At 60.8% G+C, this 16768-nt stretch carries 19 protein-coding genes; 12 read left to right on the top strand and 7 right to left on the bottom strand.

The window, feature by feature from the left end; genetic code table 11:
* Nucleotides 1-35: 35 nt before the first annotated feature.
* From ccmA to ABJ99_RS16470, 10 genes are read left to right on the top strand one after another with little or no spacing between them, the layout of a single operon-like run.
* Nucleotides 36-677, top strand: coding sequence for a cytochrome c biogenesis heme-transporting ATPase CcmA (gene ccmA / locus ABJ99_RS16515; protein ID WP_054086722.1), 642 nt, complete (start codon nt 36-38; stop codon nt 675-677).
* Complete coding sequence (gene ccmB, locus ABJ99_RS16510) at nt 674-1345, top strand: heme exporter protein CcmB (RefSeq protein ID WP_054086721.1); 672 nt, start codon at nt 674-676, stop codon at nt 1343-1345. The genes ccmA and ccmB overlap by 4 nt, the downstream gene beginning before the upstream one ends.
* Before the next feature lie 54 nt (nt 1346-1399).
* Nucleotides 1400-2200, top strand: a complete 801-nt coding sequence (locus ABJ99_RS16505; RefSeq protein ID WP_054086720.1) for a heme ABC transporter permease — start codon at nt 1400-1402, stop codon at nt 2198-2200.
* The gene (gene ccmD / locus ABJ99_RS16500; protein ID WP_054086719.1) at nt 2197-2373 is read left to right on the top strand and encodes a heme exporter protein CcmD; all 177 of its coding nucleotides are present in this window, start codon (nt 2197-2199) and stop codon (nt 2371-2373) included. The genes ABJ99_RS16505 and ccmD overlap by 4 nt, the downstream gene beginning before the upstream one ends.
* Nucleotides 2370-2852, top strand: a complete 483-nt coding sequence (ccmE, locus tag ABJ99_RS16495; RefSeq protein ID WP_054086718.1) for a cytochrome c maturation protein CcmE — start codon at nt 2370-2372, stop codon at nt 2850-2852. Before ccmD ends, ccmE begins: the two co-directional genes overlap by 4 nt.
* A gap of 3 nt (nt 2853-2855) precedes the next feature.
* The gene (locus ABJ99_RS16490; protein ID WP_054086717.1) at nt 2856-4829 is read left to right on the top strand and encodes a heme lyase CcmF/NrfE family subunit; all 1974 of its coding nucleotides are present in this window, start codon (nt 2856-2858) and stop codon (nt 4827-4829) included.
* A complete protein-coding gene (locus ABJ99_RS16485) occupies nt 4826-5362 on the top strand; it encodes a DsbE family thiol:disulfide interchange protein (RefSeq protein WP_054086716.1) in 537 nt (178 codons plus the stop codon). Before ABJ99_RS16490 ends, ABJ99_RS16485 begins: the two co-directional genes overlap by 4 nt.
* Nucleotides 5359-5829 (top strand): cytochrome c-type biogenesis protein, encoded by a 471-nt coding sequence (locus ABJ99_RS16480; RefSeq protein ID WP_054086715.1) that lies wholly within the window; start codon nt 5359-5361, stop codon nt 5827-5829. Before ABJ99_RS16485 ends, ABJ99_RS16480 begins: the two co-directional genes overlap by 4 nt.
* Nucleotides 5826-7007 (top strand): c-type cytochrome biogenesis protein CcmI, encoded by a 1182-nt coding sequence (ccmI, locus tag ABJ99_RS16475; RefSeq protein ID WP_054086714.1) that lies wholly within the window; start codon nt 5826-5828, stop codon nt 7005-7007. The genes ABJ99_RS16480 and ccmI overlap by 4 nt, the downstream gene beginning before the upstream one ends.
* A gap of 10 nt (nt 7008-7017) precedes the next feature.
* Entirely contained in the window at nt 7018-7425 is a 408-nt protein-coding gene (locus ABJ99_RS16470; RefSeq protein ID WP_054086713.1) for a hypothetical protein, read from the top strand.
* A gap of 61 nt (nt 7426-7486) precedes the next feature.
* Here ABJ99_RS16470 and ABJ99_RS16465 read toward each other — a convergent pair whose 3' ends face one another.
* Nucleotides 7487-8485 (bottom strand): sulfate ABC transporter substrate-binding protein, encoded by a 999-nt coding sequence (locus ABJ99_RS16465; protein WP_054086712.1) that lies wholly within the window; start codon nt 8483-8485, stop codon nt 7487-7489.
* 97 nt (nt 8486-8582) lie between these two features.
* Nucleotides 8583-9416, bottom strand: coding sequence for an ion transporter (locus tag ABJ99_RS16460; protein ID WP_007251176.1), 834 nt, complete (start codon nt 9414-9416; stop codon nt 8583-8585).
* A gap of 285 nt (nt 9417-9701) precedes the next feature.
* Here ABJ99_RS16460 and ABJ99_RS16455 point away from each other — a divergent pair, with 285 nt between their 5' ends.
* Nucleotides 9702-10247: a GNAT family N-acetyltransferase gene (locus ABJ99_RS16455; RefSeq protein ID WP_054086711.1), complete on the top strand. Its 546-nt coding sequence runs from the start codon at nt 9702-9704 to the stop codon at nt 10245-10247.
* A gap of 233 nt (nt 10248-10480) precedes the next feature.
* Here the strand turns inward: ABJ99_RS16455 and ABJ99_RS16450 are convergent, their stop codons facing one another.
* Genes ABJ99_RS16450 through ABJ99_RS16430 form a run of 5 tightly spaced genes read right to left on the bottom strand, consistent with a single transcriptional unit; the run spans nt 10481 to nt 15534 of the window.
* Complete coding sequence (locus ABJ99_RS16450; protein ID WP_054086710.1) at nt 10481-11914, bottom strand: efflux transporter outer membrane subunit; 1434 nt, start codon at nt 11912-11914, stop codon at nt 10481-10483.
* The gene (locus tag ABJ99_RS16445; protein WP_054086709.1) at nt 11911-12795 is read right to left on the bottom strand and encodes an efflux RND transporter periplasmic adaptor subunit; all 885 of its coding nucleotides are present in this window, start codon (nt 12793-12795) and stop codon (nt 11911-11913) included. Before ABJ99_RS16445 ends, ABJ99_RS16450 begins: the two co-directional genes overlap by 4 nt.
* Nucleotides 12792-13001: a DUF1656 domain-containing protein gene (locus tag ABJ99_RS16440; protein WP_054086708.1), complete on the bottom strand. Its 210-nt coding sequence runs from the start codon at nt 12999-13001 to the stop codon at nt 12792-12794. The genes ABJ99_RS16445 and ABJ99_RS16440 overlap by 4 nt, the downstream gene beginning before the upstream one ends.
* Complete coding sequence (locus tag ABJ99_RS16435; RefSeq protein WP_054086707.1) at nt 12998-15085, bottom strand: FUSC family protein; 2088 nt, start codon at nt 15083-15085, stop codon at nt 12998-13000. The genes ABJ99_RS16440 and ABJ99_RS16435 overlap by 4 nt, the downstream gene beginning before the upstream one ends.
* Nucleotides 15082-15534 (bottom strand): MarR family winged helix-turn-helix transcriptional regulator, encoded by a 453-nt coding sequence (locus ABJ99_RS16430; RefSeq protein ID WP_054086706.1) that lies wholly within the window; start codon nt 15532-15534, stop codon nt 15082-15084. Before ABJ99_RS16430 ends, ABJ99_RS16435 begins: the two co-directional genes overlap by 4 nt.
* 555 nt (nt 15535-16089) lie before the next feature.
* Here ABJ99_RS16430 and ABJ99_RS16420 point away from each other — a divergent pair.
* Nucleotides 16090-16758, top strand: coding sequence for a polysaccharide lyase family 7 protein (locus ABJ99_RS16420; RefSeq protein ID WP_054086775.1), 669 nt, complete (start codon nt 16090-16092; stop codon nt 16756-16758).
* Nucleotides 16759-16768 lie beyond the last annotated feature (10 nt).

Genomic DNA, 16768 nt, shown 5'->3' with positions numbered 1-16768 from the left:
CACATTTCGCGACGCAACAACACTGGAAATGCTCGATGACACCCGTCCCCCCATTTTTGCAAGCGAAGGCTCTGGCGTGTGAGCGGGACTGGCGGATGCTGTTCGAAAACCTCGATCTGCAACTGTACGCCGGGGAAATGCTGCAGATCAGCGGCCCTAATGGCAGCGGCAAGACCAGCCTGCTGCGCGTGTTGTGCGGGTTGATGCGGCCGAGCGCCGGGCAGGTGCTGCTCGACGGGCTGCCGCTGGACCGACAGCGAGCAGAACCGGGCCGCAACCTGTTGTGGATTGGCCACGCGCCAGCGCTCAAGGACCTGCTCACGCCGCTGGAAAACCTGGCATGGCTGTGTGCCTTGCATCAGCCAGCCAGCGCCGGGCAGATTGCGCAGGCGCTGGACACGGTCGGGCTGGCAGGTTTCGAAGATATGCCCTGCCACACCTTGTCGGCCGGACAACAGCGTCGGGTGGCACTGGCCCGCCTGTATCTGCCCGGTCCTTCGTTATGGATGCTCGATGAGCCGTTCACCGCCCTTGACCGGCAAGGCATCGCGCAACTGGAAAACCATCTGGCAGAGCACTGTGAGAAGAGCGGCATGGTCGTCATGACCACCCATCACACCTTGAGCCGGCTGCCTGCGGGCTATCGCGACATCGACCTGGCAAAGGGGTCGGCATGAACAACGTCTTCTTACTGCTGATGGTGCGTGAGGCGCGGCTGCTGGCGCGGCGTCCGGCTGAACTGGCCAATCCGCTGGTGTTCTTCGCGCTGGTGATCGCCTTGTTCCCGCTGGCCATTGGCCCGGACGCGCAATTGTTGCAAACCTTGTCGCCGGGACTGATGTGGATAGCGGCCCTGCTGGCCGTACTGCTTTCGCTGGACGGGCTGTTTCGCAGCGATTTCGAGGACGGCTCACTGGAGCAGTGGGTCCTTTCGCCGCACCCGGTGGCCCTTCTGGTTCTGAGCAAAGTGCTGGCACACTGGGTTTTTTCCGGGCTGGCGCTGGTACTGTTGTCGCCGCTACTGGCGCTGATGCTCGGTTTGCCCGCCAACTGTCTGCCGGTGCTGATGCTGTCGCTGTTGCTGGGCACGCCGGTGCTCAGCCTGCTGGGCGCAGTGGGTGCGGCGTTGACAGTCGGTTTGAAGCGCGGCGGTTTGTTGCTCGCTTTGCTGATCCTGCCGCTGTACATCCCGGTATTGATTCTGGGCAGTGCGGCGCTGCAAGCTGCCCTGCAGGGCATGCCCGCGACCGGCTACCTGTTATGGCTGGGCAGCCTGAGCGTGCTGGCGATCACCCTGACACCTTTTGCAATAGCCGCCGGCCTGAAGATCAGCGTCGGTGAATAAACGAGGTTCCGGGATCGGTAACGCCGAAGCCCGGTAAAACCCTGGAAACACCTGATGAAAAGTAACGCCATGAAAAGCAGCATCGGTTGGGCCTGGTTTCATACCTTAGGCTCGCCAAAAGGGTTCTACCGGATCAGCGCTCGTTTGCTGCCGTGGCTGAGTGTCGCCGCCTGTCTGTTGCTGGGCATCGGTATCGTCTGGGGCCTGGCCTTCGCGCCGCCGGATTACCAGCAGGGCAACAGCTTCCGCATCATCTATATCCACGTGCCTGCCGCCATGCTCGCGCAGTCTTGCTACGTGATGCTCGCAGTGTGCGGCGTAGCCGGGCTGGTGTGGAAGATGAAGCTGGCCGATGTCGCGCTGCAATGCGCTGCGCCCATCGGTGCATGGATGACTGCACTGGCGCTGGCGACCGGGGCGATCTGGGGCAAGCCGACCTGGGGCGCCTGGTGGGTCTGGGATGCGCGCTTGACCTCGATGCTGATTCTGCTGTTCCTGTATCTCGGCCTGATCGCGCTGGGCAATTCGATCAGCAACCGTGACAGCGCCGCCAAGGCCTGTGCCGTGCTGGCCATCGTCGGCGTGGTGAATATCCCGATCATCAAATACTCGGTGGAGTGGTGGAACACCCTGCATCAGGGCGCCACGTTCAGCCTCACGGAAAAACCGGCCATGCCAGCCGAAATGTGGCTGCCGCTGCTGTTTACCGTGGCGGGTTTCTACTGCTTCTTTGGCGTCGTGCTGCTGTTGCGCATGCGGCTTGAAGTGCTGCGTCGCGAATCGCGCACCCAGTGGGTCAACGCCGAGGTTCTGCGCAGCCTGGGGCAACGCCCTGCGCCGGAGGGCAAGCCTTGAGCTTCGAGTCATTCAGTGATTTTCTCGCCATGGGCCGCCACGGTCTGTTCGTCTGGTCGGCTTACGGTCTGTGTCTGTTGGTGCTGCTGATCAACGTGGCGCTGCCGGTGCTGGCGCGGCGGCGTCATCTGAAGCAACAGGCGTTGCGCCTGAAGCGGGAGAAGCTGTCGTGAACCCGCTGCGCAGAAAGCGGCTGCTGATCATTCTTGCCGTACTGGTCGGCGTCAGTCTGGCCGTAAGCCTGGCGCTCAGTGCATTGAAGGAGAATATCAATCTGTTCTATACGCCGAGCCAGATTGCCAATGGCGAAGCGCCGCTGGATACGCGTATTCGCGCCGGCGGCATGGTCGAAAAAGGCTCGTTGCAGCGCTCTGCGGATTCGCTGGACGTGCGCTTTGTGGTCACCGATTTCAACCAGTCGGTGACCATCGCCTATCGCGGCATCCTTCCCGACCTGTTCCGCGAAGGGCAGGGCATCGTCGCGCTGGGCAAGCTCAACGCTCAGGGTGTGGTGGTGGCTGATGAAGTGCTGGCCAAACATGACGAGAAGTACATGCCCCCCGAAGTGACCAAAGCGTTACGCGAAAGCGGTCAGGCGGCACCGGCCGCGTCTTCCACACCCGCGCAACCCACACCCGCGAAGCAGGGCTGATCGATGATTCCCGAACTCGGCCATCTGGCCATGATTCTGGCGCTGGGCTTTGCGCTGGTGCAGGCCATCATTCCGCTGATCGGCGCCTGGCGTGGCGACCGCCTGTGGATGAGCCTGGCGCGTCCGGCGGCGTGGGGCCAGTTCAGCTTTCTGATCTTTGCCTTCGGTTGCCTGACCTATGCGTTCATAACCGATGATTTTTCTGTTACCTACGTGGCGCAGAACTCCAACACCGCGCTGCCTTGGTACTACAAGTTCAGCGCCGTATGGGGCGCGCATGAGGGCTCGTTGCTGCTCTGGGCGCTGATTCTGGGTGGCTGGACCTTTGCCGTGTCGGTGTTTTCCCGGCAATTGCCCGAGGTGATGCTGGCGCGGGTACTGGCGGTGATGGGCATGATCAGCCTGGGTTTCCTGCTGTTTCTGATCCTCACCTCCAACCCGTTCGCCCGCCTGTTACCGCAGATGCCGGCCAATGGTCGCGATCTCAACCCGTTATTGCAGGACATCGGCCTGATCGTGCATCCACCGATGCTGTACATGGGCTACGTGGGTTTTTCCGTGGCCTTTGCGTTCGCTATAGCGGCGTTGCTCGGCGGGCGACTTGACGCCGCCTGGGCGCGCTGGTCACGGCCTTGGACGCTAGTGGCCTGGGCGTTTCTCGGCATCGGCATCAGCCTTGGCTCGTGGTGGGCGTATTACGAACTCGGCTGGGGCGGCTGGTGGTTCTGGGACCCGGTGGAAAACGCCTCGTTCATGCCTTGGCTGGTGGGCACGGCGCTGATCCATTCGCTGGCGGTCACCGAAAAGCGCGGTGTGTTCAAAAGCTGGACGGTACTGCTGGCAATTGCGGCGTTTTCCCTGAGCCTGCTCGGCACCTTTCTGGTCCGTTCCGGCGTACTCACCTCGGTGCACGCCTTTGCCTCGGACCCGGCGCGCGGGGTGTTCATTCTGATGTTCCTGCTGGTCGTGGTCGGTGGTTCGCTGACCCTGTTCGCGATTCGTGCGCCGGTGGTGAAAAGCCACGTCGGCTTCGGCCTGTGGTCGCGGGAAACCTTGCTGCTCGGCAATAACCTGTTGCTGGTGGTGGCCGCGTCGATGATCCTGCTTGGCACGCTTTATCCGCTGGTGATCGACGCCATCAGTGGCGATAAGATGTCAGTCGGTCCGCCCTATTTCAACGCGCTGTTCGTGCCATTGATGGGGCTGTTGCTGGCGGTCATGGCGGTCGGCGTGCTGGTGCGCTGGAAAGACACACCGCTCAAATGGCTGCTGGGCATGCTCGCCCCGGTGCTGATCGGCAGCGCGGTGCTGGCAGTGCTCGCCGCGCTGGTCATGAGCGATTTTCAGTGGGCAGTTCTGGCGACTTTCATGCTCGCCGCCTGGGTGCTGCTGGCCGGGCTTCGCGACCTGTTCGACAAGACGCGTCACAAGGGACTGCTCAAAGGCGCACGCAGCCTGACCCGCAGTTATTGGGGCATGCAGCTGGCGCATCTTGGTATCGTGGTGTGCGCGCTGGGCGTGGTGTTATCCAGCCAGAACAGCGCCGAGCGCGATCTGCGCATGGCCCCCGGCGAGTCCACCGAACTGGGCGGTTATGTGTTCGTGTTCGAGGGCGCGAAACACTATGAAGGGCCGAACTTTATTTCCGATCGCGGCACCGTTCGCGTACTGCGCAACGGCGTGTCGCTTACCGAGCTGCACCCGGAGAAGCGTCTTTATACTGTGCAGCAATCGATGATGACCGAAGCGGGGATCGACGCCGGTTTCAGCCGTGATCTTTACGTGGCACTGGGTGAACCGCTGGGTGATGGCGCCTGGGCTGTGCGGGTTCACGTTAAACCGTTTGTGCGCTGGATCTGGTTCGGCGGCTTGCTGACTGGTCTGGGCGGGGTGCTGGCGGCGCTCGACCGGCGTTATCGCACGCGGGTCAACAGCAAGGTGCGCGAGGCGCTGGGCATGTCTGGAGCTACGCCATGAAACGCTGGATCCTGCTGTTACCGCTGGCGCTGTTTCTCGGCGTGGCGGCGTTGTTGTACCGCGGTTTGTATCTTGACCCTGGCGAGTTGCCCTCGGCGCTGATCGGCAAGCCTTTCCCTGAGTTTTCGCTGCGTGAAGTACAGAGCGAGCGGGTATTGAGCCGTGCTGATTTGCTGGGCAAGCCCGCGCTGGTCAATGTCTGGGGCACCTGGTGCGTGGCCTGCCGGGTCGAGCATCCGCTGCTCACTCGTCTGGCGCAGCAGGGCGTGCTGATCTACGGCGTGAACTACAAGGACGTCAACGCCGATGCGATCAAGTGGCTCAAGGAATTTCACGATCCTTATCAGTTGAATATCCGCGACGAAGAGGGCTCACTGGGCCTGAATCTTGGGGTTTACGGCGCACCGGAAACCTTCCTGATCGACCGTCAGGGCATCATTCGTTACAAACATGTCGGGGTCATCGACGATGCCGTCTGGCGCGAAAAAATAGCAGCACGCTATCAGGCGCTGGTTGACGAGGGCAGACCATGAGGCGCTGGGTTTGTGTCCTGCTGCTGAACCTGTCGCTGAGTGGCATCGCCCATGCGGCCATCGACGTCTACACCTTTCGCGACGACGCCGAGCGCGCCCGTTACAACGAGTTGACCCGCGAGCTGCGCTGCCCCAAATGCCAGAATCAGGACATCGCCGATTCCAACGCGCCGATTGCTGCCGACCTGCGCAAGGAAATCTACCGCATGCTGGGCGAGGGGCAGAGCAATCAGCAGATCATTGATTTCATGGTGGATCGCTATGGCGACTTCGTTCGCTACAAACCGAGCCTCAATACCCGCACCTGGTTGCTCTGGTTCGGCCCGGCCGGTCTGCTGCTCGGCGGTGTTGTGGTGATCGGCTTCATTGTCGTGCGTCGTCGCAATCATCGTGCTGAGGACGCCGTCGGGTTGTCCGCAGACGAGCAGCAGCGCCTCGCCAGATTGCTGGACGATAACCGCCCATGATCGATTTCTGGATGGCGACCGGATTATTGTTGCTGGTGGCGCTGGGCTTTCTGCTGATCCCGGTATTGCGCGGCCATCGTGCGCAGCGCGAAGAAGACCGCACCGCGCTCAATGTCGCGCTGTATCAGGAGCGCTTGGCCGAGTTGCAGGCGCAGCACGAGCAGGGCATGTTGTCGGCGCAGCAGCGACAGGACGCCCGCGCCGAGGCCGCTCGGGAGTTGCTTGCCGACACCGAAGGCGCAGAGCCTGTCCGTGCATCACGACTGGGCAGGCCGGTGTTGTTGCTGGCGGCCGCGCTGGTGCCGCTGCTCGGTCTGGCGGGTTATCTGCATCTGGGGGCCAGCGACCGGGTCGAGCTGAGCCGCGAATTTGCCAAGCCGCCAACCTCGCTGGCCGACATGACCCGGCGGCTGGAGCGCAGCGTGCAGGCGCAGCCGGATTCTGCCGAGAACCTGTATTTTCTGGCGCGCAGCTACATGGCGCAAAATCGCCCTGATGATGCGGCGCACCTGTTCGAACGGGCAGTCGCGCTGGCGGGAAGGCAACCGGAACTGATTGGGCAATGGGCGCAGGCGTTGTATTTCGCCAGTGACAAGCATTTCACGCCTCAGGTGCAGGCGCTGACCGACGAAGCGCTGCAGGCCGACCCGAAAGAAGTCACCAGCCTTGGCCTGCTGGGGATTGCCGCGTTTGAAACACAGCGTTATCAGGCCGCGGTGGATTACTGGAGCCGGCTGCTGGTGGCGTTGCCTGCGCAGGACGCCTCACGCTCGGCGCTGGAAGGCGGGATCGCCCGGGCCCGAGAGCATCTTGCGCAACAGGGCGCGTCGGTCAAAGCCACATCACTCAAAGTGCGTGTTGCGCTGGCTGCATCACTTGAAGGTAAAGTACAGCCAACGGACAGCGTGTTCATCTTTGCCCGCGCAATCAATGGCCCGGCCGCGCCGCTGGCGGTGAAGCGCATCACCGTGGCGGACCTGCCTGCCGAGGTCGAACTCAGTGATGCCGACGCAATGTTGCCGCAACTGAAACTGTCGACCTTTGCGCAAGTCCAACTGATGGCGCGAGTGTCTCGCGCAGGGCAGCCAACCACCGGTGAGTGGGTCGGCCGCAGTCAGCCGCTGGCCAGCGATACCCAAGCGCAGCAGGTAGTGACCATCGACAGTCCGGATAAATAGAGAATCGCTTATGTACCGTACCGCACGCATCACCTTGTTGGGTCTGGTCGTTGGCCTGAGTGCCTGTGCAGTCCAGCATCCGGCACCGCCACACAGCCAGGAACCGATTCCGACCCTGCCGGGCGGCCAGCAGCCCGAGGCTCCGCGTCCGCCGCCAGCGCCGACAGAGCCCGTCAAGGCACCTGCCGCAGGGCCGAAAACCTCGGCCAGTTTTGCGCCACCGCCGGGCGGTGGCAGCCATTGGGATCCGCGTCTGGGCGTTTATGTGATGGACGATCAGCCTAATACGTTTTACCGCCAGCGCACGTATTACCAGTGGAACAACGGCTGGAGCTGGGCCACCAATCCAGACGGCCCTTGGCAGGCGACCGATGCCAGTGGTGTACCCTCAGGGCTGGGTAAACAGTTCGGCAATTGATTCAATCTTCAAATAAAAACGGCGACCTCTTGAGGTCGCCGTTTTGCATTGCGCAGGCTGCTTATTTGCCCGGATAGATCTGATCGAACACGCCACCGTCAATGAAGTGGGTCTTCTGCACGGTGCGCCAGTCACCGAAGGTTTTCTCGACCGACAGGAAGTCGACTTTCGGGAAGCGATCCTGGAATTTGGCGAGAATTTGCGGATCGCGTGGGCGCAGGTAGTTGTTGGCGGCGATTTCCTGACCTTCTGGCGACCACAGGTATTTCAGGTATTCCTCGGCCAGCGCTCGGGAGTTCTTCTTGTCCACCACCTTGTCGACCACACTCACCGGCGGCTCGGCTTCGGCAGACACGGACGGGTAGACCACTTCAAACTGATCGCGGCCGAACTCGCGGGCGATCATCTCGGCCTCGTTTTCGAAGGTCACCAGCACGTCGCCGATCTGGTTGGTCATGAAGGTGGTGGTCGCGCCACGGCCGCCGGTATCGAGCACCGGTACATGACGGAACAGGTCGCCGACGAACTTTTTCGCAGCGGCTTCATCGCCACCGTTTTTCAGGGTGTAACCCCAGGCCGACAGGTAGGTGTAGCGACCATTACCCGAGGTTTTCGGGTTGGGCACGATGACTTCGACGCCATCCTTGACCAGGTCGGGCCAGTCTTTCAGGGCCTTGGGGTTGCCCTTGCGGACGATGAACACTGTGGCCGAGGTGAATGGCGCGCTGTTGTTCGGCAGGCGCGTGACCCAGTCTTTCGGCACCAGCCCGCCATTGTCAGCCAGCGCATTGATGTCGGTGGCCATGTTCATGGTAATGACGTCAGCCGGCAGCCCGTCTATCACCGAACGCGCCTGCTTGCTCGACCCGCCAAACGACATCTGCACCGTTACGTCTTCATTCTTTTCGGCTTTCCAGTGTTTCTGGAAGGCGCTGTTGTAGTCCTTGTAGAAGTCACGCATCACGTCGTAAGAGACGTTGAGCAGCGTCGGTGCTGCCTGGGCGGCGCTGGCAAAGGCAAGGCCGACGGCCAGTAGCGAAGCGGCGAAGAGTTTGTTCACTGCAGGGTCCTTGAGATTGTTCTATGAAGCTTGATGGCGTAATGCCGTGACACTATCAGCATCGCGCCTACAGTTTAAAGACTGAAAAGGTCTTTGCTTATGCCGTGTGCTCTACTTTCGCAAACAATTGATTGCCGCAACGGGAACAGAACGCCGCGCCATGCTCGTGGACGTTCTTCGAGCAGACCGGGCAATCGTGTTTCAACTGATCGCCGCGCATGGCGTTGGCCAGCTCGGCGGTGAAAATTCCGGTGGGTACGGCAATGATCGAATAACCGATGATCATCACCAGCGACGAGAGCATCTGACCAAGCGGCGTCTTGGGCACGATATCGCCGAAACCGACGGTGGTGAGGGTCACAATAGCCCAGTAAATGCCTTTGGGGATGCTGGTGAAGCCATGTTCCGGGCCCTCGATCACGTACATCAGCGTGCCGAACACCGTGACCAGGGTTGATACGGTGACCAGAAACACAATGATCTTCTGTTTGCTGCCGCGCAATGCTGCCAACAGGTAATTGGCCTGCCGCAGATAGGTGCCCAGTTTGAGCACCCGGAAAATCCGCAGCATGCGGATTATCCGCACGATCAGCAGGTATTGCGCGTCGCTGTAATAAATCGACAGCACGCCTGGCACAATCGCCAGCAGGTCGACCAGGCCGTAGAAGCTGAAGGCGTATTTCAGCGGCCGGGGCGAGCAGTACAGCCGCAGGATGTATTCGATCGCGAACAGCAGCGTAAAACCCCACTCGATCCAGGCGAACAGCATCGCGTAATCGCGGTGAATACTCTCGATACTGTCGATGATCGTGACCAGCAGACTGAGCAGAATCGCCACCAGCACGATCTTGTCAAACGTCCGCCCGGCAGGCGTATTGGCCTCGAAAATAACGATATGCAACCGCTCGCGGCGGCTGAGAGAGGTGTCCATGATGCTTCCCGATGCAAAGATCGGCAGAGCCTAGGAGCATGGCTCGGCAAGTGCAAGCACGATGGCGAAGATCGGACGCGGAGCGTCCAGAACTGCGTTCCTACGCTGTAGAGTAAGGAACGATAGCCTCAACTGTCGTGCAAACGCTCCGCGGCATGGCGTTCGAGAAACCATTATCGTGCGACGCTCCGCGTCGTCATGCCGTTCGGGACCTTGCGATGCAGAGTGTCGTGAACGCACACTCAAGCTCGTATGGACAAGCCAGGTGGGGAGTGGGAAGGACACATGCAATATTCAGGCGCAGGCTTTTCTCTCAGGGCGTTGGCGTTTGATGACTCTGAGTTGATCCACCGTTATGAGCTGGCCAATCGCAGTCATCTGCAGCCGTGGGAGCCGTTGAGAGACGCTGACTACTTCATCCTCGAAAACGCCCGATCACGGGTTCAGCAGCAGCAGTGGGAAAGCATGCAGGCCGGCAGCGCGGTTTTTTTTCTGGTCACGGAGCCTGAGGACGGCGAACTGCTGGGGCGGTGCAGTTACACAAACATTGTGAGGGGCGCGTTCCAGGCCTGCAATCTCGGCTTCTCGTTGGCGGAAACGGCTCAGGGCCGGGGCTTGATGAAACGGGCGCTTGATGTGACCAATCGTTACTGTTACGAGCAGATGGGGCTGCATCGAATCATGGCCAACCACATGCCAGCCAATGTACGCAGCGAGCGACTTCTGCAATCACTCGGCTTCGAAAAGGAAGGGTACGCGCGCGCCTACCTGAAAATCGCCGGGGTTTGGGAGGATCATGTTCTGAGGGCGTTGATCAATCCGGTTGCATAACCTGGCTTCTGCACGGGGAGGGTGGAGATTCAGGAGGTTAGCTGCTCAATGGGCTGCGGAGCGGGCCTGAAATCGGCTGCCTCGGCTGTGTCAGGCACACCGAGGCGATTGGTTTTGCTGCCGGTTCCCGGCAGATCGTGGACAAGTCCACTCCCACATTCTGGACATTCTGGACATTCTGGACATTCTGGACATTCTGGACATTCCGGCAGATCGTGGACAAGCGAAGCGTCCTATTTCCCGGCCACGTCATCTTTCTCCCAACCGCCGCCCAGTGCCAGGAACAGGTTGATCTGCCCCATGGCCACTTCGGTATTGGCTTCGGCCAGTTGGGCGCGGACGTCGGTGTAGGTGCGGGTGGCTTGCAGGTCGGCGAGGAACGAGGCGCGCCCGGCCTGGTAGAAACGGTGGGTCTGGTCGGCGGCCTCTTTGGCCGATTGTTCGGCGTCTTTCAGCGCATCGCGGCGGTCGAGCAGGGCGGTGTATTGCGCCAGGCCGGTCTGAGTTTCACGGATGGCGTTGAGCACCACGCCGTCAAAGCGTGCCAACGATGCCTGCGCCGACGCTTCTGCTTGATGGATGCGTGCCCGCGAGCCGTTGGACGGGAGGGTCCAGTTCAGCAGCGGCCCGAAGCCCCAGCGATTGGCGGCCGGTTTGCCGAGGTTTTCGATCAGGCCGGTGGTGCCGATGCTCGCGCCAATGCTGATGTCCGGGTATAGCTCGCCGGTGGCCACACCAATCTCGGCCGTCGACATCGCCAGATGACGTTCGGCCTGACGCACGTCCGGGCGGCGTTTGAGCAGTGTGGCGCCATCGTCCACTGGCATGACCTGCGCAATGTGTGGCAGCGCGTTGCAGGTGCTGACCCCGGCCGGCAACTGCTCGACCGGCTTGGCCAGGAGCATCGACAGGCGGAACATCGCCGCCTGACGCCGAGCCTCGTAACGCGGCATTTCGGCACGCAACGATTTGAATTGCGTCTGCGAGCGCGTCACCTGGGTTTCATCGCCGCGCCCGGCATCGCGCAAGCGTTGGTTGAGGGTCACGCTCTGCTGTTGCAGGGCCAGCGACTCATGGGCGATGTCGAGCTCTTCGTTGGCCGCGCAGATCTGCGTATAAGCCCGCACGACGTCAGCGACCACGGTGATACGCGCCGTATCGACCGCCGCCTGATTGGCATCGATATTGGCCTGCGCCGCTTCGATGCCCCGCTGCAAGGTGCCGAACAGGTCGAACTGATACGATGTTGTGATACCCACATCACCGACATTGGACACCGGCACCTTGTCGGTCAGCAGATACGCTTCGCCGGATTCCTGCACACGCTGCGCACCGATCTTCGCGCCATTGGTAAAGCCACCTGCCGCCTCGGCCTCGGCATTCCGATAACGCGAGCGCTGAAGATTGGCTGCCGCCACGCGCAAATCGGTATTCGACGCCATGGCCTGGCGCACCAGCTCATCCAGACGCGCATCCTGATACAAGCGCCACCAATGCACGGGCACCGGGGCAGAAACGGTGTTCACCGAGCGGCCCGCCAGTTCGCCCTGTAAATCCGGGCGATTGATCGCGCCGTCTTTCGGCAGTTGGTAATCCGGCCCGACCATCTGACAGGCCGACAGCAGAGCGCTCAAACCCAGCACACTCAGGCGTGCAGCGCGTTTCATCGGGTGGTCTCCTGCGTATCTTCGATGATCGACACCGTTGCGGTCCGCCCGGCGATCATGCGGAAGTCCTTCGGCACCTCATCGAAAGCGATGCGCACTGGAATCCGCTGCGCCAGGCGCACCCAGCTGAACGCCGGGTTAACGTTGGGCAGCAGGTTCGAGCCGCTGGTGCGGTCACGGTCTTCGATACCGGCGACGATGCTCACCACATGGCCGGTCAGTCTTGCATTGTCGCCAATGACCCGGATATCCACGCCCTGGCCGACATGAATGCCATCCAGTTTGGTTTCTTCGAAATAACCGTCGATGTGAAACGAAGCCGAATCGACCACGGACAGCACCGGACGCCCGGCGGTGACGAATTCATGCTCGCGAGGCGCGCGGTCGTTGAGGTAGCCGTCCACCGGGCTGCGAATCACCGAGCGATCCAGATTCAGTTGCGCAGCGTCCACTGCCACCCGTGCTTCACCCAACGCCGAAAGCGCGCGGGCTTCCCGGGACTGGCTTTCTTCCAGTTGCTCACGGGCGACCAGATTGCCCAGGCTGCGGTTACGCCGGTTTTCGCGGCGCGCTTGCGCCCAGGTTTCCTGGCGCTCGGCGACGGTGGCCCGGGCCTGACGCAGCGACAGACGGAAGCGGTCCTGATCGATGCTGAACAGCACCTGGCCTTTGTGTACCGGCTGGTTGTCAGTCACTTCGACCTTCTGGATCAGCCCGGACACGTCCGGTGCGATCTGCACGACATCGGCGCGAATGTGGCCGTCGCGCGTCCAGGGCGCATACATGTAATACATCACCATCCGCCACACAACGACGGCGGCCAGGGTGACAACCAGCAGGGTCAGGACCACGCGGCCCAGTGTCAGTATCGGTTTTTTCATGTCATCAGGTATCGACTGAGAGTATCCACGGCGCCGAGCAACAAAGCGTATAGACCTACGTTGAACAAAGCCCGGTGCCAGACCAGACGGTAGAAGTGCGCACGCAGCAGAACCGCGTGCACGCCGAGAAACAGCAGATAGGCAACGCCCATCATCGCCAGAAACGTGGGAATGAAGATCCCGCTGATGTCCAGATCACCAATCAAAGCGGCGCTCCATCGATGTTGTGTGGCAGTTGCTCGGTCATTTCCCCGGCCACGATGACAATCTCCACGCCCGGCAACAGCGCCAGACGCAGGCCGCTGAGCGCGTGCAGCAGATGAACGCGAGCCGGGTTGTCGCTCATTTCCTGATCGGTCAGTGCGCGGCGTGCGCGGTCCATGGCCATCAACAGGCCTCTGGGCGCGGGCAGTCGTTCGCCGGCTTTGCTGCTGTGTTTGAAATAGCCACTGACCTCATCGATCACCTGGCGCAAGTGCAGTTGGGCTGCCGGCGTTGCGCGCCGTGTGTAGGCGAGCAGGTCAAGCATGTTCAGCGCGACCCGCAGCTCACGCAGGGCAATCCCGGTGTCCTGCGCGGTGAGGGTCAGGCGTGGCAGTTGCTGCATCAGGCGGTCGAGCATCTGCACGCCCATGCGTCGGTGTTCGGCCAGCGAAGCGTCCTCGCTGAGGCTGGCAATGTCGCGCCAGCTGAAGCGAGTCAGACGTTTTACCGCCAGTTCGACACCGAACGGGCGAAACACCAGGGTCCAGATAAACGCGAACAGCAATCCGGCCGGCCCGGCCAGATTGGAATTGAGGAAGTTCATGAAGTCCGCATCGTAGGCGCTCTGGATACTGATGAAGGACGAGGTGTTGACGATGGTCAGCAATGTGCCGAGGAAAAAGCGCGGCTGCACGGTCAGGGTGCCGACGCAGATGAATGGCACCGCGAAGGCCAGCACCAGCATCGGGAAGTCGTGCAGGTTGGGCAGCACCACGAACAGGTACAGGCTGGCAAACACCACTGAGAGCATGGTCCAGAAGAAGAAGCGGTAGATTTGTGGGGCCGGGTCGTCCATGGCCGCAAAGAAACTGCACGACACCGCCGCCAGCGCCACCGCGCTGGCACCGTCTTTCCAGCCGAGCAGAATCCACAGCACCGACGCTGCGATGATCGCCAGCACAGTCGAGGTCACTGAATAGAGCATTAAGCCGCGGTCGAGAAACGGCGTCAGCCGGCCCAGCCGCCAATGGCGATATACCGCGCGCCACTGCGACTGGTCGTCGGTCTTGATCGCGTATTGCAGGGTGCGGCAGTCCTGCCACAGGTCGATCCATTCGCTGAGGCGGAACAGGGTGTTGGACAGCAGCAACTGATCACGATCGTCCAGTTGCGCTGAGCCCGGTTGTAACTGCTCCAGTTCGTCGTGCAACTGCTGCCATTGCTCGTCTTGCGGACCGTCGGCGGTGTTTTTCAGCCAGTCGCAGACGTGCTGCAACAGCGGCGAAACGCTGGCCAGGAGATCGGGCGTGCGTCGCTCCAGCGCCCACAGTGCATCGTCCAGCGCATCGATGACCGGCAGCAGGTGAATCATCCGGCCGCGCAGTTCGTTGGCGTTGCGCACGGTCTGTTTGCGCGCGCCTTCGTGGCGTAACTGGCCGATCATCATTTCCAGCGAGTTGAAACTGCCGACCATCGCGTTGCGCAGGGTGCCTATTTCCTCGGCCTGACAGGTACGGCTGATGAAGCGTTCGCTGTAGGTTGCGGCGTCGCTGAACCACTTTTCCGTCGTGGCCTGAAACACAGGCGCCAGACGGCGTGGCCAGAACATTGCGCCGATGACCGCAGCGCAGATGATGCCAAGGAAGATTTCTTCAGTGCGTGACACCGCGATGTCGAACACCGCCTGCGGGTTGTCGACCACTGGCAGTGAAATCAACGGCATGGTGTATCCCGCCAGCATCAGCGCGTAGCTGTTCGCGGTGCGCAGATGCAGAGACAGAAACAGCAGCGTGCCGGTCCACAGCCCGACCACGATGGCCAGCAGCAAGGGTGTTTGCACGAACATCGGCACCAGCAGCACCGACGCCGCTGCACCGGCCAGCGTCCCGGCGGCGCGATACAGTGCTTTTGAGCTGGTCGGGCCGACGAAAGGGCTGGAGACGATGTACACGGTGGCCATTGCCCAATAAGGGCGAGGCATTTCCATCAACAGCGCGATATACAGCGCCAGCATCGAAGCGCCGAAGGTACGCACGCCGTAAAACCAGTCGCGCGCCGGAGGCACGCTGGAGAAAAAACCTTTCAAGCCTGGCCCCCGTGTTCACGTTGCGCTGCTTCGGAAAATGCATGCAACACGCGCAAGGTGGCTTCCAGGTCGGCGGGTTGCAGGCCTTGAAACACATCGGCGCGCAAGCGTGTCAGCTCGGTCTCGATCGAGCTGGCCAGCGCGCGGCCTTTCGACGTCAGGCTCAAGGCCTTGGCGCGTCGATCGTTGGGGTCTTCAGTGCGGCAGACGATGCCGGCCTTGCACAACTGGTCGAGTAAGCGAACCAGTGTCGGGCTTTCCATGCCTGCCGCCTGGGCCACTTTCACCTGATGCGCACCGTCGCCCAGGCGCGCGATGGCTAGCAGCGGCCCTGCGCAGGCTTCGGAAATGTCATAGGTGACCAGCGTGTTCTGACAGATGCGTCGCCATTGGCGAGAGGCCGCTACCAGACCACTGCTGATTGCTCTATGCAGTGATTCGACAGACATGAAGACACCAGGAATTAGTTAGGAACAACATTGTTAGCAAGGAGATAAATAGCTTGCTAACTAATATCCCGTAACAACTGCTTACAGTCAACCCGGAGCTGCCCAGTGGTGGGGGGATTTTGCGTGCCAACCGTGAATCAACCCCTTCGCCAGAAGCCGGTTTAGACGGACGACGCCTTTGCAAAAGGGACGCTTTGTCCGTATTCAGCGTCCGGAGTTCATTTATTCTGTAAATAGTTGCTACCGTCTGTCGGTAATCTGCTCGGTTTTAGTGCGGATTTTCCTCGCTATGTCCAAAAAAATGACGCTGTTGGCAAGAACCATTCTCACGTGAATCACAGTCTGTAGCTCAGAGGTTGCACTTGGCTTTTTTGTACAAATGATATTGAAGTAGTGGCAATGCGTCTTTAAAGGCATTTTGTTGACGCCAAACCGTTGTCGTCGCTGTTTAAAAATTAAACGATTGAGCAGATAGTCTTGCTGAACGCAACGGGCTTGCATGCCCGTTCCAGAGCCATCCTGCTGGTGCGCAACGCGTACCCTGCGAGCTACCCCATGATCGACCTTGCCACCTGGAATCTCTCCGTCCCTACTGGAAGTCCTGCCACCATCATCGAAACGCCGAAACTGATGAACGGCTATCGTGATGGTTATTTCCAATCAGGGGACACGCTATTTTTCTGGGCACCGGTGACCGGTTCCACGACAGAAAACGCCAAGTACCCGCGCTCTGAACTACGCGAGACAACGTCCGACGGCAGGGTCTTCAACTGGGCGTATTCCAGCGCCAACAATTTTCTGCGCGCGACCCTGGAAGTCGATCAGGTGCCGTCCAGCGGCAAAATCGTGATCGGCCAGATTCACTGCTTTCAAAGCACCGAGCCGCTGCTGAAGGTGGAGTATCAGTACAAGGAGAAGCTCAAGACCGGCAACATCGTCGCCAAGTTTCGTCGCACACCGGACTCCGAAATCGAGGTCATCATCATCGCCCAGGGCGTGCCGCTCGATCAGCAGTTCAACTACACCATCAACCTGTCGTCTACCGGTGATCTGACAGTGAATGCCTTTGACTCGGTCTGGTACGCCAAACTGGATTCGGCCTGGGCGAGCAAGCTGTTCTATTTCAAGGCCGGGGTCTACACCCAGGACAACACGGGCTACACCACTGAAGGCGGCTCGGCCACGTTCTACAAACTGGCGATTGCCCACGAGAAGACAACTTGATTCTTGTGCG

It is taken from the genome of Pseudomonas syringae pv. cilantro (assembly GCF_001293775.1).
In the GTDB taxonomy this organism is placed as follows: Bacteria; Pseudomonadota; Gammaproteobacteria; order Pseudomonadales; family Pseudomonadaceae; genus Aquipseudomonas; species Aquipseudomonas syringae_P.
Note: the sequence above shows the minus strand (reverse complement) of the source record. Positions and strands in the feature narration are given on the sequence as shown.